Origin of the sequence: Flavobacterium ammonificans, from assembly GCF_020886115.1 — a bacterium.
GTDB classification, from domain to species: Bacteria; Bacteroidota; Bacteroidia; order Flavobacteriales; family Flavobacteriaceae; genus Flavobacterium; species Flavobacterium ammonificans.
In genome coordinates, this window is sequence record NZ_AP025185.1 from 593,189 (window position 1) to 610,982 (window position 17,794).

A 17,794-nucleotide genomic window follows, 5' to 3' on the forward strand; every position below is an offset into this window, starting at 1 on the left:
TTTATCTAATTAGGGTTATTGACCCCTTTTTTACTGATTCGTTAGGCGATGTGATCCAATAATAATATACTGAATGGCTGGTTTTTAAACTAGCGCTACTTTCTGGCCAATCGTTCTTATACTCCTTTGTTCGCAGCACCTCTTCCCCAATTGGGCTTACAATTACCACTTCTACATTATTGCCCGCAGTATACTGCAAGGGTAGCTGCCAAGTATCATTAAATCCATCATTATTGGGCGTAATTAAATTGGGGATTTCCTTTATGTTCGGATCAATTGAAAATTGAACTTCAAACGGAATTTCAGCCGAAACAGGGCAAGTGGGATGGGTCAATTTTACTTTATAATTTCCTTCTTCACTCAAAACCAAAGAGTTTGAAGTAGCATTCGTAATTGGATTGTCGTTTTTAAACCACGCATAAATTGGATCCACACTATCCGAACTAACCGAAACCGTGGTAGTAGTATTGGGAACAAGTTGAATTGGGCTCGACTCATTTAAACTTCCTTGAATTGAAATGGATTTTAAATCCATACTGGCTTTGGATTCACAGCCGCCAAAGTTGACATTCACCGCATAATTTCCCGCTTGATTGGTTTCAAAAGTAGGATTGGTAGCTCCAGATAGCGCTACATTGTCTTTAAACCATTGGTAGGAATTCCCTTTTTGAGTGCTCAAGACTGTAGTCAAATTAGCCGTACAAAAAGGATTTCCTTGACTGGAAATTATAGTCGCCGTGGTAATAGCCGCTGGAGTGATTGTCACTCGATTTGAACTAAAATTAGCATCAGAGCAGCTTCCATAATCAATTTCGACATAATAAGTCCCTACACCAGAAGCAGAAAGCGTACTCGAACTTGCTCCAGCTATAACCACATTGTTTTGATACCATTTGTATTTTAAATTGGAATAATTTAGTGGAGAAGAAGCCGGAATAGTAGGCGTGGTGTTGTCAATGGGAATAGCAATTATTCCGCCAGGACATAAAGAAGCGGCATTCTCTTTTTTATTGATCGAAAACGAATTTTCAAACGATTTATAATAAACCGGAAACGAATTGTTTGAAGCTGCATTGAGAAAAGGCGCACTTAAAAAACCTGTAGAACTCTTTATTCTCAATCTGTAATTTTCTGACCCAACAAGCGTGGACGGAATGGCAAATCGGATTCGTTTTTGGGAAGATGAAATTGTAGTAGTAGCAACTTTTGTGGTAGCTGTCGGATTATCAAAACTACCGTTAGGGTCGGAAAGTTGCACTTCAAATTCGGTTCCCGCTATAAACCCTGAATGGTTGAAGGTGGCGTCAAAACCATTGAAGTTACCTGCACAAATTCTTGAAAAGACCAATCTTTGCGGACTGATCGTTTGTGCATAAATTGTCCTTGTTATTGGCAAAGCCAAAAACAATAGCATACAAAAAAACTTATTTAAAGATAGAATCATAGTAGGGGGCTTTATCAATTCTATTGTAAATGAGCTTTTTTGAAAGTAGAAGTGGTATTTAGGATACTTTCAATTAGCATTTTGGGACTAGTTAATCATTTTTGGAAGCGGTTATTTTACCAATATTCAATCTAAAATCAGGGCGTTTATCATTAAATGGATCAATAAATGTTTCTATATTTTCTCCTTGCGAATACACATTAAAGAAAGAAGCATTGCCGTACCAACTTTCTAAATCCTCATTATTTGAATTGTTTTCTAAAAAAATATTGCCTTTACAAGCGTTGAAATACATTTCTTGGAATTTCAATTTTTTAAGATTTTCGTCATTAATCGTAATTTTTTCATCCAAAATTATCGCAGGATTAAATCCAGAAATTACGGTTCGTTTAAAATCAACATTCGTGTTTTCAGCGATGAACATAGCTTCGCGGACCAAGCCTTGTCCCATATCTAATTTTATATTTTGACTATTGTTCACTAAGGTCAAATTTGTTGCTGTTATTGAAGTTAATTTCTTACTGAAATCTACCTCTTCCTTTTTATCATAGGAAGACGCATAGAAACAACGAGATCCTGAACTACTTTGCAAATAGGACGCACGAATCACCAATGAGTTTTTAATATTTACCTGAGCGCCATAATTGAATTTGAAATCGTTACTACTGCATTTGTACGAAATCAGTTTGTTCAAAACGACATCCCCACCAAAAACCTCAAAAGAATCTCCGCCTGAGCTGGTTACCATTACATTTTCAATACTGGTTTGATTGCCCACCCCGCCTAAAAACAAGGCGTTAAAATTGCCAAAGCCTTTTACTTTGGCGCCAGCAAATTCTATTCTCACATAGCGTAAAATACCTGAATTGCTTGCGCTATTACTTCCTCCATAGGTTGTAAAAGCAGCATCCAAATCAAAATTAGCTGAGGCAGAGTTTCCAAATTTATTAATTGGCGCATCGCCTAAAAGTAAAATTCCTCCCCAATCACCGGCTTTTCTAATGCTTCTACTGGAAGTGAAAACAATGGGGTCAGTTTCTGTGCCTTCTGCATGAATACTCGCGCCTTTGGTTATAATCAATGATGCTTTAGATTCAGCATCAGCAATGATCACTGTTCCAGGTTCAATGGTTAATTTTGCTTTATTGGTTACATATACATTACCCATTAACAAATACACATTTTTTTTATACAATTTAGAGTCAACTGCAATTGTACCTGTAATGATTTGATTGGGTTCGTTGTATTCTGATTTATTGGGCTTGAACTCCGTCCAATTATTCAGCCAACTATTAAATCCAATAATTCCTTTTTCTTGTTGGGCGGTACCGTTAGAATAAACCAACAGTGATACGACTATAGTTAGTGCAAAATTTTTCATGGTGCATTGGGATAAAATGAAACAATTGGTTTCTTTACAAAACCATCCTTATACAAAAGGAAATTTAATGCCTATTGTTCTTCAAATTCGTGTAGCGATTTGAGTAAATTTTCATAGAATAAAATAGCAGATATAAGCTTATTCTTATCTGCATAAGGGAGGATTTTTCTTTGAAAATTAGTGGTCGTTTCTAGATACGAAAAGGTAGCTTCCTCTTGAGTATCGAGCAGTTTTCTATAGTCTGCTTCATCAGGAATGCCAAGGTCGACTAATGTCACTCCAGGTTTTGTTGCCAAAGCAACATAGGGTAAAGTTTTGGTAATTACAGAAGCCCTTTCAATGCACAACTCTAGAAGTTCTTTTTTGGGCATTGACGACAATTCTTTGTTGTCATGGTACTTGCTGATTAACGCACTACGTTGGATAATGCTTTTAGGAATTACTTTTTTTTGTCCAAAAGCAATAGCTGATAGGAACAAAAAAAGCGTACAGATAAGGGATACTTTTGCTTTCATTATGTTTATTTTATGTTATAAAATCTTTAAAAGCAGGTGGGGAAACTACTTCAAGGATATAAAAGTATACATTTTTTTGAAATTTCAATTGTTCTACTCGAAAAATAATTGGGTTTTTAAAAGGCGACTCTTTCAAAAACGCGTTTGTGTTGGGAAGTCGGTTAGTGTTATTCCATTCTAAATCATTCTATTTTAGAATAGAAGCTAGATGTTCCATTTGAAAAATAGGCGCTTGAAAGTAAAAGTTTAGAACCTAAAATTTTGGCCTCCATCATTTTCTCTTATCTTTGCTTTATGCAATTTTCAGAAATTTTAGGGCAAGAATACATTAAAAGTCACTTGACTAAGAGCGCTAGTTTGGGGCGAATTCCTCATGCGCAATTGTTTGTTGGTCCCGAAGGAAGCGGAACATTGCCAATGGCTATTGCCTATGCCCAATACATTTTATGTAACAATACAAACGGGGAAAATAATGGGGAAAATGAATCCTGTAACCTAAAGTTTGATAAATTATCGCATCCTGATTTGCATTTTGTTTATCCAACAGTAGCTACTGAGGATATAAAAACAAAGCCAAAAAGCATTGATTTCATTGGAGATTGGCGCGCATTTGTCACTCAAAACCCTTACGGCAGTTTATTTGATTGGTACACTGTACTGGGGGTGAATAATAAACAAGGTGAAATTAGAGTTGATGACGCACAAGAAATTCTGAAAACCTTATCCCTAAAATCATATGAGGGGGGTTATAAGATTATGATTGTTTGGATGGCAGATAAAATGAATACTCCTGCCTCTAATAAATTACTTAAACTTCTTGAAGAACCGCCTGAAAAAACCATATTTATTCTGATAACGGAGCAAGAAGAAGATCTTATTCAAACGATTCGATCTCGTTGTCAAGTGCTTCACTTTGGCGGATTGCCTGAAAACACTATTGCAGAGGCTTTGGTTAACCAAAAACAAATTGACCCAAAATTGGCTGCCACTATTGCGCATCAAGCACAAGGAAATTTCAATAAAGCCTTGCATTTATTGCAAAACGATGACGAAAGTTATCCTTTTGACGAGTGGTTTGTTACTTGGGTTCGTGCGGCTTTTAAAGCAAAAGGCAATGCTGCTGCGATTCAAGATTTAATTCAATGGAGCGATGAAGTGGCTGGATTGGGAAGAGAAACGCAAAAGAAATTTTTATCCTTTTGTGTCGAAATGTTTCGCCAAGCTTTATTGCTTAACTATGAAAGCCCTAGTTTGGTGTATTTAGAACCGAATGTGGAAAAATTTCAATTGGCTAATTTTGCGCCATTTGTGAATGGAAATAATATTCAAGAAATTTTCAAAGAATTGTCCGATGCGATGTACCATATAGAACGCAACGGTAATGCTAAGATTATTTTGACTGATCTGTCTATAAAATTAACTCGATTAATACATAAAAAATAGTCCTTATGAATAATACTGCTTCTATCCTTATTTTGGTGTTTTTAACGATCACCTTTTTGCAATCTGGTTATGACAAACTTTTCAATTGGAAAGACAATATTGCTTGGTTATCTGGACATTTTGCTAAAACACCTTTGAAAAACCATGTTCCTTTAGCACTTTTACATGTACTCGTTTTAGAATTGATTTCGGCTATTTTATGCTGCGTTGGAGTGATTGAATTGCTCTTAAATAGCGGCAGAATTTTTGGTTATTACGGAGCCGTTTTTTCTTGTATCACCCTATTAATGCTTTTAGTAGGACAGCGTTTAGCCAAAGATTATGACGGAGCGAGAACTATTGTAATTTATTTTATTCCTGCCGTAATGGCCGTATATTGGCTCAACTAAATACATCCAAATGACACCAAAAACGCCTTCTGAATCTTTAGCGATTTTAACCGATTTGGTTTTGCCAAGTGAAACCAATCATTTGAATAACCTTTTTGGTGGAGAATTACTCGCCCGAATGGATAGAGCGGCTAGTATTGCAGCACAACGACATTCTCGCAATGTATGTGTAACCGCATCTGTGAATCATGTGGCATTTACTAAATCAATCCCTTTAGGAAGTGTAGTGACCATTGAAGCCAAAGTTTCACGTTCGTTCAACAGTTCCATGGAAATTTACATTGATGTTTGGATAGAAGACCGTTCTTCGGGTAACAAAACCAAAACGATGGAGGCCATTTATACCTTTGTTGCTGTAGATGCCACCGGAAAACCTGTTGAGGTTCCTGGCATTATCCCTGAAACCGAATTAGAGCAACAACGTTATGATGCTGCCTTACGCCGCAAGCAACTCAGTTTAGTGTTGGCAGGCAAAATGAAACCCAGCGAAGCTACCGAACTAAAAGCCTTGTTTACCGAATAAAAAAATCCCCTTTTAAAACAAAAGGGGATTTTATGAAAATAATAATTACAACTTTTAAAATCGAAACTGCAACAAAATCTCGTTTGTGTTTCTTGCCGCTGCTAAAGTAGGTTGCGAACTCATCTCATAAGCAAAACCAAAAACAAATCGCTTACTCAATCGAATCGTACTCATTGCCGCATAAGCCCTATCAGTTCTGTACATTCCGCCAATTTCAAAGTTTTTTTCTATTTGCAACATCGCCGTCAAATCAATAGAAACCGGTACTCCATTAACATATCGAACCATAGTCGATGGACGGAAAACCAATCCTGAAAACTCTCCATTAATTGGAAAATCATAGCCTGCGCTTAAATAAATATGTGGTCTATCAGTAGTTACACTTGCATAACCTAAATCATTTGTAGCGCGTTTCGTATCTAGTAATCTTGGTATAGATAGCGATACATATAAGGCTCCTTCTTTATACAATGCTCCAACACCAATGTTTGGATTGAAATTGCTAATAGCTCCTAGTGCAGGATCAGATACAATATTGTAGGTTTCTAGTCCTGTCGCATTGACATTGTATGTATTTCCTCCAGCTTTTATACCAAAATAAACATCTGCCGTAGGACTCATTTTTACTTTATATGAAAAATCAACACTAACATAGGTTTGTTTCTCTATAAAGGTTCTGTCGTGAATCACAGTCATACCAAATCCTAAATTTCTTCCTAAAGGAGTACCAAAAGACACCGTTTGTGTCTCTGGAGCTTCATCAACTCCAGTCCACTGTTTTCTCAAAGAACTTGAAGCTAATGACATACTATCAACGCCGACATATGCAGGATTGACTAAGTTCATGTGTTGACGGTAAAACGAAATTACACTCTCTTGTTGTGCCATAGCAGCACTACTAACTAAAAGTAGTGCTATGGCTGCTATATTTTGAATCTTTTTCATGTTTCTTTATTTTATTTTGTGATGTATAACCAACCTTGAGCATCTATAATGCCGTCTCCGCCTAAATCAATCTGGTAGAAGTAAGAGCCCGATGATGGAAGATTTTCTTTATAGTCTCTATAATGACCATCCCAATCATTTTTATAATCTTTTGAATAGAAGACTTCTTTACCCCATCTGTTAAATACTCGTACCGTTGAACCTGGGTGGTTTTCAATATTATAAATTACCCATGTGTCATTGATGCCGTCTCCGTTTGGTGTGATAGCCTGAGATACATTTAACTCAGAAGTATCACAAACATCTCCTTTTCCATCGCGATCTCTGTCAGCTTGATCTCTATTTGGTGTGTCTGGACAATTATCTGAAGTATTACTAACTCCATCGCCATCTCGGTCGGAATCACATGCGTCTCCAATACCATCTCCGTCCATGTCTTGTTGACCTGGATTATTTACTGTTGGACAATTGTCTACATTATCAGTAATACCATCACCATCTGTGTCTACTCTAAGTGGATTAGATCCTGCGGTTACTTCAACTCCATCAGAGACACCGTCAAAATCTGTATCTGGATTGAATGGATTGGTTCCTAAAGTTTTCTCTCTTGCATTAGTTAAACCATCGCCGTCAATATCTGGATCAATAGTATCTCCAAGCCCATCTCCGTCAGTATCTAAATCCACAAACAAACTAAATGACACTGTTCCAGTTCCGTCTGAATTAGTTCCAGAAATAATGTAGGTTGAACTTTGTAATGCTACTGTTGGAGTTCCACTAATAATACCAGTTGAAGTGTTAAACAATAGACCAGAAGGTAGTGCTGGAGAAATTGAATACGAATCAGCCACCCCACCTGAATTTAATACCGTAATGGTTGGTTGTGCTACGTTTATTGTCCCTGAATAACTACTTTGTGGCAAACTTAATATTGGCGATTCGTCTACATTAATTACCGAAATGGTTATTGCTTTCTCAAAACTCAAGCCGCCAGCATCTGTCACACGTACTCGTACTGAATAACTACTCTTCGTTTCAAAATCAAATACAGCTGCAGTGATTAGGGTTGTTCCAGAAATGCTAAAACTTGCATTATCTGTACCCCCTGTTCCTGATACCAAAGCAAAGGTGAATGTATCACCCGTATCGGCATCTGTTGCGCTCAAGGTGCCTACAGTAGTCCCAGAAGCTGAATTTTCAGCTACTGCAGCAGGAGTTAACCCAATATTGGTTGGTGCAGTATTGAATACTAGCGTTACATTAGCGGTCGTACTTCCACCTGTATTCGTAGCTGTCACAGTGTAGGTAACAGAACCAGTCTGCGTAGCCGTCAAAGTTCCAGATATTACACCTGTAGTTGCATTAATACTTAGACCAGCGGGAAGTGCTGGAGAAATGGTATAAGTAGGTACTCCACCAGAAATGGTAGGAGTCATTGGTGTAATTGCAGTTCCTTGGCGTACCGTTTGTGTAGCTGGGGAATAACTCAAAGAGCTCGGCGCTACCGCATTGAATACCTCTAAGGTAAATGTAGTCGTACCCACGCAAGATACCGTGGCCGTAGTACCCGTTACCGTATAAGTTTGAGAAGCACTTACTGCTGTTGGCGTACCGCTAATCACCCCCGTACTTGTATTGAATGTCAATCCAGAAGGTAATGTTGGGCTAATTGCATAGGTTGCCACCGTACCTCCGGTAGAAGTTGGTGAAGCGCTACTAATCGTTTTTGTTCGCTCAAAACTATAGCTTGCCGAATAGGCGATTGCTGGCAATGGAATCACGCTAACCGTTACCACTTCGGATAAAGTGGTGTTTTGATTAGTAATCGCTTCTACGGTATATGCACCGGCAGTAGCCACTACTAATTCTCTTGCTGTTTCACCGGATATGGCTACACCATCTTTGAACCATTGGTAGCTTGAAGAAATGCTTGCCTGAAGACGAACAGTTGCTCCCTCGCACAATGCCAAAGAAGCATTCGGGTTGTTTGTGCCCGCAAGTGCAGTCACTCCTACCTGTTGTACATAGCAGTAAGAGGTAAATTCAACTTGTTGAAGGTTGGTAGCGCCACCTGTTGCTCCAGTAAAGCCCCAATACACATAAGAGCGTCCGCCGAATATGTCTTCCTTTAAATCTATGGTAATATTGTGTCTTCTGGTACCATCGTACCATACTTGAAAATTCTTTGTACTAGCATCCCATACAAATCGAGCCGTATGCCATTGTCCATCTTCCATTTGGACTTGAAAAGGGGTTGAATAGGTGTTATGAGCACCTGCTGCATTTCCATTGGCAATTAGGGCAATATGGTCTTGAATAGGTTCAATAGAACCGTTGTTGTAGGTATCAAACTCAACCGCAAAAGAAGGGGTGATACCCGCATAACCTAATCCTCCTCCTGAAGACCCAGCATTAAGGGACTGATTCTGGAGAACAAAGGCAATACCGTCCGCACCCGCATCGCTATTACCCAAATAAACTCTGGCGTTGATGTCAAAATCTTGATCCAAGAACAAACGGTTTTTATTCCAAGCCGAACCGTTTCGATTACCTTGATTCGGGGTTAACGTATAAATATTACCTGAAAGGGTAGCATTTCCATTGGGTTGAAAATCTGCCGCCGCAAATGGGCTACAGGTTGGGTCACCAATCGTAAGCGTGGTGGTTACAGTACAACCAGTCGAAGCTAGTGTCGCCGTAATTGTATATGTTGCTGGAATTACCACCTGAGCCGGAGTTCCGCTAATCACAGCCGTACTTGTATTAAAAGAAAGACCTGTTGGCAAAGCTGGGCTTATAGCAAAGGACGTGCCATTTGTAGTAGGTGTAATTGGCGTAATCGCTTGGCCAGCTACTGCAGTATAGCTAGAGCTTGAATAAGACAGCGTAGGCGAAGGATTCACTGTAATGGTAAATGTTATTGGCGTTCCCGCACAACCTCCCGTTACAGGAGTTACGGTGATCGTAGCCACTACAGGTGTTGTTCCTGTATTGATGGCGTTAAATGGTAGAATATTTCCAGTTCCACTAGCAGCCAATCCTATAGAGGGTGTGTCATTTGTCCAATTATAGGTGGTGTTTTGGTCTTCGAAACCAAAAGCCATAGTAGCGTAAAACTCTTCAACAGTGTAGTTAAAGCTTACTGAGGAAACTGTACCGTCGATACGAATAATATTAAAGCCTTCATTTCCAGTAAACTTATTGTTGGGTAAGTCATAAGTCGTTCCCCAACCGGCAGTAGCATTATCAGTCCAAATCGGTGTAAATGGAGTCGAGACAATTACTGGGACAGGTGTGCTTGGATTCCCAACACTTGCAAAAGCAACCAAAGGATTCGTTACTGGCTGGCTAAATGTGGCTGTAAAGACTCCTGCTTTGGTATTTCTAATTTGATTCCCCGTAGTAGGTACACTGTAGATCGATGGGAATGTTGCGGAACTAAACATTCCATTCGGGTTAGCCTGAAGGCCGCCACCAGCTTGAGTAATAGATACGGTAATGCCATTTTGGCCTGTTCCTGTGGCTGTACCGCTTGCGATACTATTAAGTGTCATCCACTGATAGCCTGCCGTATTTACTGGACTAAAGTTAATCACAGAAGTAGGTGCACCGTTACATACTGTTTGGCTAGTAACTGCAGCTACTTGGGGTGGTGTACAAGTCGTAGCGTTTACCGAATTGGACTGTGTTCCACCACCAATGCTATTTACTGAGCGAATGCGAATTGGATATGCTGTAGCATCATTTAAGCCCGAAATAACAATTGGAGAGGTAATGTCTGCTGGAGACAAGGTTAACCAATTCGTTCCGCCATCAATACTGTATTGGTAATTGCTAATTGCCTGACCTCCATTAGAAGTAGGCGGGGTAAAGTTAATGGTAGCTGTTCCTGTCCCTCTTGTAATAGAGGTGATGGTTGGCGCTCCTGGAGTAGTAGAAGAAGCTGCTCCGTAACCTACAGCGGTAGTAATGTTATCAAACTCAAACCCTGAACCACCAAATACAATTCGAGTAAAATAAATTGTTGGGTCATCCAATTCAAGATTTATATATGCAAAGGGCTCATTCGCGGCATTAGCTCTCTTATAAAGAGAAGTATTGTATGATGTTCCATTCACGGCTGTTACAGTTGAGCCTGCTAATAAGTTAATAACGGTTTGCGCGGTAAAAGTTCCAAGCTGAATTTCATTCCCTCCGCAAGATCCATAAATGGTAACATTATTATTGGCGTTTCCTGCTGCCCACCAAAAACCAACATAACGAGAAGGGTCGGTAAGCGTAATGCTTACTTCACCTGAGTTTACAGCTTGCAAGTATTGCGAACCGCTTCCACCCCACACATCACTTGCCTTAACCTCAACCGATCCTGTATTTGATCTGGTAAATGCTCCCACTGCAAATGTTCCAGTAGCGCCAAGATTTCCTAAATTGAATGAATTAAAATTTTCTGTTAGAGATCCTGTCTGGCCTTGAATGGCAGAAGTTGTTACATCTGGAGCAGATAACTTGAAGCGAACAGATGGTAATGAAGAGACTGTTCCCGATACGGCAACATTATCAGAAGCGGATCCTGAAACCACAGTAATGTTTCCACTTGGTGTTCCTGTTGCATTTGCTTTCATTCTTACAAAAATAGGAGTGGCATTTAATGTGCCTGAGGCAGCAATAGTAATTGATGCAGCATATGTGCCCCCCAATGTTTGACTAATTTCAAATCCCGATGGCGGAGTTACAACTACACTTGTTGTTAAACTTGTTCCAGAAACTGAAAAACTTTGTACGCCAGAAACTGAACCTGCGCAAGAAGAAAATGCGTTTAATTGGGTTGCTGAAAGACCTATTGTTGGAGTTCCTGCAGTTGTAATAATTAACTCATTACTAGTGGAATCACTTAAAGTATATCCTGCTGTGTTAGTAATAGTCGCAACGACCGAATATGTCCCTGTTGCTAAAGTAGGCAACTGTAATGTCCAATTTGTTCCTGCAACTTGTAAACCGTTTGATGAAGTATATAAAACCCCATTTACTGTTACATTAAATGTTTGCCCACTAACTAAAGTTACTGTCCCGCTAATTATTGGCGCTGTAGTTGAAGTAGTTTGAGAAGCAACTGTGACAGGTCCTGCAGGTCGAACTCCAGCAGTAGTAGTAGTACTTAAATAATTATTTAATTCGTTTAATAGATTTTGACCTGTTGCCGCATTTCCATTTTCAGAAGTATTATCAGTATAAACAATTGGTTCATTTATTTTATTCAACATTAAACAACTGTTATTGTCAATAACATATGTCCCGCCTGAATATGAAAAACTAATTGGTGTTATTGAAATGGGTCTAAATGCAAACGATTTAACGGTATTCCCGTTTGTTTGCCTCCACACTATAGCTCCTTGAACATCAATTATTTGTCCCGAAATTAATTGAATTCTAACAGCTCCCGGAATATCGTTCCCTTGTAGCCCTAGTCGAAAACTTGAAGAACTAGACTGTTGAACAAAAAAAACTTTTGTATACCAAGTGTAGCAAAAGTCTTAATTGTATTAGCTGATTGTCCGTTCCCAGCAACGCCTATGAACCCATTACTAAATGGAACGCTTACCTCTGTCTGAGAAAAAGCCGTCGAAAAAAACAATAAGGCAGTTGCCAATATTATTTTCTTCATTACTACTTGAATTGATTCAATTCCTTTTTTACTTTTCATAAATACTTTATAATAAATTAATGATATGAATTGCCTAGGGGTTTAGACAATAGTATGTAAGAAAAGGAATCTAAATTAGAATATAGACGAGTCGCTCGAAAGCAAGCTTACCACCTAATTTGGATGCAAATTTCTTGGAGAAAAAAGAAAATAAAGAAGAGAAACAAGACAAATACGTCCGAACAAACTTAAAATAGGACAAAGTTTGTGTTTTTGTTTATTGATTACATAAAATATTTAAACAAAATCAGCAAAAAGATCTTTATCCTAGGGCTGATTGATTTTTTATTTTACAAAACACAATTTTCTTTAGCAGTAAATTTTATTTTAATTAATGCGTTTTATTAAAATTGACCCATCAAGATTTAAAACTCACAAAAAAATTTACAAATCCTTTTATTATATAATGAGAAATAACTCAAGCCGAGTGCCAAACTACTTATTCATTGAACCGTAAACTGATTTAACATTAGTCTCTTGTTTTGTTATAATCAATTAAGTTGTCCTCATTTATTATATTCAGGACAACTTTTCCGATATGGTAGTGGTCGCGGATTGGTATAATTGCTATTTTTGTACCATAAAAACCCACCTACATGTTGTTGTATCTCACACTTTCAACCCTAGTATTGGCTTTCGTTTTGTTTGCCAACAACTACCGTAAAAACAAGCACGCCATTTGTGTGTCGCTTTTTTTACTGACGGTGTCCTTGTATGGTGTTACACATTACTTTGTGTTGTTTGGAGAATCTCCTTTTTGGTTGGCCGTGTTTTATAATAATTTTACACCCCTCTATTTACTTTCCGGACCGCTATTGTTTTTTTATGTACGAGGCGTTGTTCAGGATACCGAATGCATCAGCAAGAAAGATTTGCTTCATGGTATTCCCGCCTTGATTCAGCTAATTGGAATTGTACCCTATCTCTTTTCTCCCTTCGAATTAAAGTTGGACTATGCCAATCAGATTTTAAAGGATTTTGACTCTATTATTAGCTTGGATTATAACTTGTTTTATAATGCTTCTGTGAGTTTTTTAATTCGGGTAAGTTTGTTCTTAATTTACATTATTTATAGCGCTATTTTCTTGTGGAAAAACAGTTCCTTACTTAAAGCACAAAAAGCAGTTCCTACAAAACAATTTACTATTAGTATGCGCTGGTTGGTCACGCTGCTAAGTAGTGTGTTTGTGATAACAGTTTACTTACTAGCACTAACCCTGCTTTCTTTTGCGTTAAGCCCAACAGAAGCATTTGCATCCAGTTATTGGTTGCATTTGATTTCGGGTATAGCCTACTTTATCATGACCTTTTCTTTACTCGTTTTCCCAGAAATCCTCTACGGTATGCCTCGATCATCTGAAACCAAAACTACAATACCATCGGAAATATCCATCTTTGAAAAACGCTATCCCGAACTTTTTCAAAAACAAGACGACCCGCTCTTTCCGCTTGGTATAGCCATCGTAACGGTCTTAGAAAGCGAAAAACCCTTTGTGAATCCAGATTTTTCATTAGAAAAACTAGCTATTCTATTACACGAACCACAGCACAAAATTTCGTATTGCATCAATACGCTACTGGAAACTTCGTTTTACCAATTGAGATCCAAATTGAGAATCGAGTACGCTATTGAACTGATTAAAAATCAAGCACATACAAATCTAACAGTGGAGGCCGTTGGAATGCAGTCTGGCTTCAAATCCAGGTCCACCTTTTATACTACTTTTAAGGAATATACTCAGCAAAGTCCTGCCGAATTTTTAAATACTTTAACTGACTAAATCGAGAATTATGCTTTTATATCTGTCGATACTTACGCTCCTTTTTTCTTTTGTGTTGGTTTTTTTTAATCGTAAAAAAAATCCGAACCAACTTTTCCTTTCGGGATTTTTTATCATCACCTCTTGTTTTGGTGTAGCGCATCATTTTGTATTTCAAAGTCAAGATGTGTTTTGGATAGCTGTATTTTTTAATCATTTTGTGCCCTTGATGTTCTTGATAGGTCCCTTATTGTATTTTTATGTACGGGGCGCTTTAGAGCCTAACCGACCTTATACCATTTGGCATATACACCATTTAATTTTTCCTGTTTGGAGTTTAATTGGGACGATTCCCTATTACATCAAGCCTTTTTCTGAGAAAGAAGCCATTGCAAAACAGCTCATTGAATCCATCAATGATATTCGGCTTATTGATGTGAATCTGTTTTATGATGCGGGTGAGAGTTTTATGATGCGCACAATACTTTGCTTGTTGTATAGCTTGGGTGCTGGGATTTTAGTCATTCGAAAATACCGTTCGCTTTCCAAGAGGGAGCCAAAAATGAATAGACAAGAACTGCAAGTAATTCGCTGGTTAACTGTTTTGCTTTCCTCTGTTTTTGGTATAAGCTTGATTTTCATTTTGTTGGCTTTTCAAGTGGCGCATTATGAAATTAAAGACATCATTAAAAATCAAACCGAAATCTATGTGCTATCAGGAATTATTTACCTGATTTTAACCCTGTCGTTGTTGCAATTCCCAAATGTGTTGTATGGCTTGTCGCCGAAAAAAATCAAGAAAGAGAGTCAAGAAGCAGTCCCTGAAGTTGAAACAAAACCTGCCAAAACCTACAAAAAGAAAGTCAAATATATTGGAACACCGCTAGAACGCATTACCCAGTATTTAGACGTGGAAAAACCGTATTTAAGTCGGGATTTTTCTGTTTTTAGTATGGCTGTAGCCATCGGTTTAGCCGAGACACAAATTAACAACTGTATTAAAAATGAAATGAAAACCTCATTCGTCAAATTACGCACCCAATTGCGAGTGAACTATGCTTTGTCTCTTTTAGAAAACAAATCGAATGATAAAATCACTATTGAAGCTATTGGAGAGCAGTCCGGTTTTAAAACCAGATCTAATTTTTATGCAGCTTTTAAAGAAGTCACCGGACTAACTCCTACCGAATTCATCCAAAATAAGTAATTCACGGTTGTCTGTTGTCGGTTGTCTGTTCCTTGTTCAAAGTTTAAGGTTTAAGGTTCGTTGTTCAACATTCCTTGTTCCTTGTTCTTTGTTCCTTGTTCCTTGTTCATCATTCTTTGTTCCTTGTTCAAAGTTTAAGGTTTAAGGTTCGTTGTTCAACATTCCTTGTTCTTTGTTCCTTGTTCTTTGTTCCTTGTTCCTTGTTCAAAGTTTAAGGTTTTAAGGTTCAAAAAAATTCCAAATTTCTCCGATTTCTTTAATCAGTGTTGCCACATCACAAATCGTCAATCAACATTCTCCAATCTGCAATCTTTCTTTGCCACAAAGGCGCTAGGGCACGAAGGTAATCTGTTGTCTGTTTTCGGTTCTTTGTTCCTTGTTCAAAGTTCCTTGTTCCTTGTTCCTTGTTCAAAGTTTAAAGTTTAAGGTTTAAAGTTTAAGGTTTAAAGTTTCTTGCTCAACATTCCTTGTTCCTTATTCAAAGTTTAAGGTTCTGAATGTTTAATTGGTTTAACTGTTTATCTTACTTGCTCACTACCACAAAAGTACTTCTTCGGTTTTGTTGGTGTTCTGCCTCAGTACAGATGATTCCATCGGCACATTGATTCACCAATTGACTCTCGCCATAACCCTTAGCTGTTAATCGCTCTGGTGCAATACCTCGCTTGATTAAATAAGCCATAGTGGCATCCGCTCTTCTCTGTGAGAGTAGCTTGTTGTACTTTCTGTGTTGGCGACTGTCTGTATGCGACCCAATCTCTATTTTGATCTCTGGGTATTCTATCATCGCCTCTACTATTTTCTCTAGCGGTGCTATCGCATCTTTTCTAATGTTTGATTTGTCTAGATCAAAGTAGATTTGTGTGATCTCAAATACATTAGCTAAATCCAAGCCCGGTGCAATCTCATAGACATCTTTCTTCAAGCGGATGTCTTTGCTAATGTTATCTCCATACAATCTAGCTATGACTTCTACCCCTGCTGTTGAATACGTTTCCTTGGATCCTTGAATGGTGTACATCGCATTGGATTTGACATTCTCAAAGGCAAAGTTTCCGTTCTCATCGGCTACTGTTCTTGCCACTTCGTTGTTGTCCTTATCTAACAACACAAGGGCTGCATAATCTACCGGATTCGAACTTTTTAAATCCATTACGCGTCCTTTAATAGAAGTTAGGTATTCAAATACAAACGGAGCTCCTGTATTTTTAAAAGCGTATAAATCATCATCTCCTTTGCCTCCTGGTCGGTTACTACTGAGCACGCCTCGGTTGGTGGTGCGATCCCAATTGATTGCAAAATCATCAAAAGGGCTATTAATTGGTTCCCCTAGATGAACCGGCAAGGCATTGGGCGTGTTTAAATCGACCGCATAAATATCATATCCTCCCATTCCTAATCTTCCATCTGAAGCAAATAACAAGATGTTGTCTTGGGTAACAAATGGATAACTCTCCCTGGCTTCGGTGTTGATAGCGCTGCCTAAGTTTACCGGATTGCCAATAGTACCATCGGGATACAGGTCGATTTTATACAAATCGGATTGGCCATAACCTCCTTTGGCATCTGAGGCAAAATACAAGCTGCTTTCATCTGCTGATAAGGCTGGGTGGGCCACCCGTATGCTGTCTAAAGCAAAGATATCTAATACGCCTTGATCAATCCATTTGCCGTTTTCATTAATGGCCTTGTAGATCTTGTTCAGACCGTTGGTGAGTTTTCTTTTGTTGTTTTCTCTGAGCTCATTCTGAGTATAATAGATCGTCTTGCCGTCCTTAGTGAAAATAGGCGTTGCCTCGTGATAGACCGAGAAGACTTTCTTTGAGAATAGTTGAGGTTCGCTATAGGTGTTAGTAGTGTCGTTACTCTTTACACTGTAATACAAGTTAGTAAAGACCTGTCCTGTTCTTTGGTAGATTTGATTGGCGATGATTCTGGGTCTCGCACTTGCAAAGAGTAGGGTGTCTGCTTTGAAAGTACTACTAAAGTCCGAGTACTTCGAGTTGATGTTCAAATTAGTAATGCTAAAAATATCAGATCCTTTCTTGATACTATTCTGTGCTCTGAGTGTTGGGGTTTGGTTTCTAACTCGTAGTTCTGTGGGTTTTTCCCTGGCATACTCTGCCATTACCTTTTGGGCTTCTTCTTGCATTGCTGCCGACTTAAGAGATTGGCTATAGCGGTATAAAAAACCTTCTGGAAAAGGCGCATTGAATGCATAGCGTTTCTCATACCATTTTTGAGCCTCAACATAATTGGCATTGAAGTAATTGGCATCGCCTAATTTTTCATAGATCTCAGCAGTTCCTTTGCCTTTCTTGGCTAAATGCTCGTAAATCTTAATAGCTGAGATATAGGATTCTTGCTCAAATTTAGCATCGGCTCTTCGCAAGGGTTGTTGCGCCAAGGCGATTATGGGGAATAACAATACTAGGATTAGCTGCTTTTTCATAATGTTTTGTGTTTTCAGTTTCATGGCGCTACGA

Annotated in this window: 13 protein-coding genes; 5 read left to right on the forward strand and 8 right to left on the reverse strand. The window is 38.5% G+C overall.

Annotated elements, in window-relative coordinates; all coding sequences use genetic code 11:
* Position 1 precedes the first annotated feature (1 nt).
* The 3 genes from LPC20_RS02605 to LPC20_RS02615 all read right to left on the reverse strand — a co-directional run bounded on the left by LPC20_RS02605 (position 2) and on the right by LPC20_RS02615 (position 3,340).
* On the reverse strand, positions 2 to 1,444 hold the full coding sequence (locus LPC20_RS02605; RefSeq protein WP_229326213.1) for a T9SS type B sorting domain-containing protein: 1,443 nt from the start codon (positions 1,442 to 1,444) through the stop codon (positions 2 to 4).
* 91 nt (positions 1,445 to 1,535) lie between these two features.
* Entirely contained in the window at positions 1,536 to 2,825 is a 1,290-nt protein-coding gene (locus tag LPC20_RS02610; RefSeq protein WP_229326215.1) for a hypothetical protein, read from the reverse strand.
* Between the two features lie 71 nt (positions 2,826 to 2,896).
* Positions 2,897 to 3,340: a hypothetical protein gene (locus LPC20_RS02615; RefSeq protein WP_229326217.1), complete on the reverse strand. Its 444-nt coding sequence runs from the start codon at positions 3,338 to 3,340 to the stop codon at positions 2,897 to 2,899.
* Between the two features lie 294 nt (positions 3,341 to 3,634).
* Between LPC20_RS02615 and LPC20_RS02620 the strand changes: the two genes are divergently transcribed.
* From LPC20_RS02620 to LPC20_RS02630, 3 genes are read left to right on the forward strand one after another with little or no spacing between them, the layout of a single operon-like run.
* Positions 3,635 to 4,783 (forward strand): DNA polymerase III subunit, encoded by a 1,149-nt coding sequence (locus LPC20_RS02620; RefSeq protein ID WP_229326219.1) that lies wholly within the window; start codon positions 3,635 to 3,637, stop codon positions 4,781 to 4,783.
* Positions 4,784 to 4,788: 5 nt separating this feature from the next.
* A complete protein-coding gene (locus tag LPC20_RS02625; RefSeq protein ID WP_229326222.1) occupies positions 4,789 to 5,172 on the forward strand; it encodes a DoxX family protein in 384 nt (127 codons plus the stop codon).
* Between the two features lie 10 nt (positions 5,173 to 5,182).
* On the forward strand, positions 5,183 to 5,695 hold the full coding sequence (locus LPC20_RS02630; protein ID WP_229326224.1) for an acyl-CoA thioesterase: 513 nt from the start codon (positions 5,183 to 5,185) through the stop codon (positions 5,693 to 5,695).
* Between the two features lie 54 nt (positions 5,696 to 5,749).
* Here LPC20_RS02630 and LPC20_RS02635 read toward each other — a convergent pair whose 3' ends face one another.
* From LPC20_RS02635 to LPC20_RS02645, 3 genes are all read right to left on the reverse strand, one after another.
* A complete protein-coding gene (locus tag LPC20_RS02635) occupies positions 5,750 to 6,640 on the reverse strand; it encodes a PorP/SprF family type IX secretion system membrane protein (RefSeq protein ID WP_229326226.1) in 891 nt (296 codons plus the stop codon).
* Positions 6,641 to 6,651: 11 nt separating this feature from the next.
* Positions 6,652 to 11,901, reverse strand: coding sequence for a lectin-like domain-containing protein (locus LPC20_RS02640; RefSeq protein ID WP_229326228.1), 5,250 nt, complete (start codon positions 11,899 to 11,901; stop codon positions 6,652 to 6,654).
* Between the two features lie 200 nt (positions 11,902 to 12,101).
* Positions 12,102 to 12,341, reverse strand: a complete 240-nt coding sequence (locus LPC20_RS02645; RefSeq protein WP_229326230.1) for a hypothetical protein — start codon at positions 12,339 to 12,341, stop codon at positions 12,102 to 12,104.
* A gap of 596 nt (positions 12,342 to 12,937) precedes the next feature.
* Here LPC20_RS02645 and LPC20_RS02650 point away from each other — a divergent pair.
* Both LPC20_RS02650 and LPC20_RS02655 read left to right on the forward strand, forming a co-directional pair.
* The gene (locus tag LPC20_RS02650) at positions 12,938 to 14,122 is read left to right on the forward strand and encodes a helix-turn-helix domain-containing protein (protein WP_229326232.1); all 1,185 of its coding nucleotides are present in this window, start codon (positions 12,938 to 12,940) and stop codon (positions 14,120 to 14,122) included.
* Between the two features lie 10 nt (positions 14,123 to 14,132).
* Positions 14,133 to 15,308: a helix-turn-helix domain-containing protein gene (locus LPC20_RS02655; RefSeq protein ID WP_229326234.1), complete on the forward strand. Its 1,176-nt coding sequence runs from the start codon at positions 14,133 to 14,135 to the stop codon at positions 15,306 to 15,308.
* 274 nt (positions 15,309 to 15,582) lie between these two features.
* Here the strand turns inward: LPC20_RS02655 and LPC20_RS02660 are convergent, their stop codons facing one another.
* Positions 15,583 to 15,720, reverse strand: coding sequence for a hypothetical protein (locus tag LPC20_RS02660; protein ID WP_229326236.1), 138 nt, complete (start codon positions 15,718 to 15,720; stop codon positions 15,583 to 15,585).
* Between the two features lie 111 nt (positions 15,721 to 15,831).
* The gene (locus LPC20_RS02665) at positions 15,832 to 17,760 is read right to left on the reverse strand and encodes an OmpA family protein (RefSeq protein WP_229326238.1); all 1,929 of its coding nucleotides are present in this window, start codon (positions 17,758 to 17,760) and stop codon (positions 15,832 to 15,834) included.
* Between the last annotated feature and the right edge of the window lie 34 nt (positions 17,761 to 17,794).

Coding starts and splice junctions, on each gene's coding strand:
- LPC20_RS02605 (WP_229326213.1), bottom strand. CDS start 1,444: ATGATTCTATCTTTAAATAAGTTTTTTTGTATGCTATTGTTTTTGGCT.
- LPC20_RS02615 (WP_229326217.1), bottom strand. CDS start 3,340: ATGAAAGCAAAAGTATCCCTTATCTGTACGCTTTTTTTGTTCCTATCA.
- LPC20_RS02630 (WP_229326224.1), top strand. CDS start 5,183: ATGACACCAAAAACGCCTTCTGAATCTTTAGCGATTTTAACCGATTTG.
- LPC20_RS02640 (WP_229326228.1), bottom strand. CDS start 11,901: ATGTTGAATAAAATAAATGAACCAATTGTTTATACTGATAATACTTCT.
- LPC20_RS02625 (WP_229326222.1), top strand. CDS start 4,789: ATGAATAATACTGCTTCTATCCTTATTTTGGTGTTTTTAACGATCACC.
- LPC20_RS02650 (WP_229326232.1), top strand. CDS start 12,938: ATGTTGTTGTATCTCACACTTTCAACCCTAGTATTGGCTTTCGTTTTG.
- LPC20_RS02655 (WP_229326234.1), top strand. CDS start 14,133: ATGCTTTTATATCTGTCGATACTTACGCTCCTTTTTTCTTTTGTGTTG.
- LPC20_RS02620 (WP_229326219.1), top strand. CDS start 3,635: ATGCAATTTTCAGAAATTTTAGGGCAAGAATACATTAAAAGTCACTTG.
- LPC20_RS02665 (WP_229326238.1), bottom strand. CDS start 17,760: ATGAAAAAGCAGCTAATCCTAGTATTGTTATTCCCCATAATCGCCTTG.
- LPC20_RS02635 (WP_229326226.1), bottom strand. CDS start 6,640: ATGAAAAAGATTCAAAATATAGCAGCCATAGCACTACTTTTAGTTAGT.
- LPC20_RS02645 (WP_229326230.1), bottom strand. CDS start 12,341: ATGAAAAGTAAAAAAGGAATTGAATCAATTCAAGTAGTAATGAAGAAA.
- LPC20_RS02610 (WP_229326215.1), bottom strand. CDS start 2,825: ATGAAAAATTTTGCACTAACTATAGTCGTATCACTGTTGGTTTATTCT.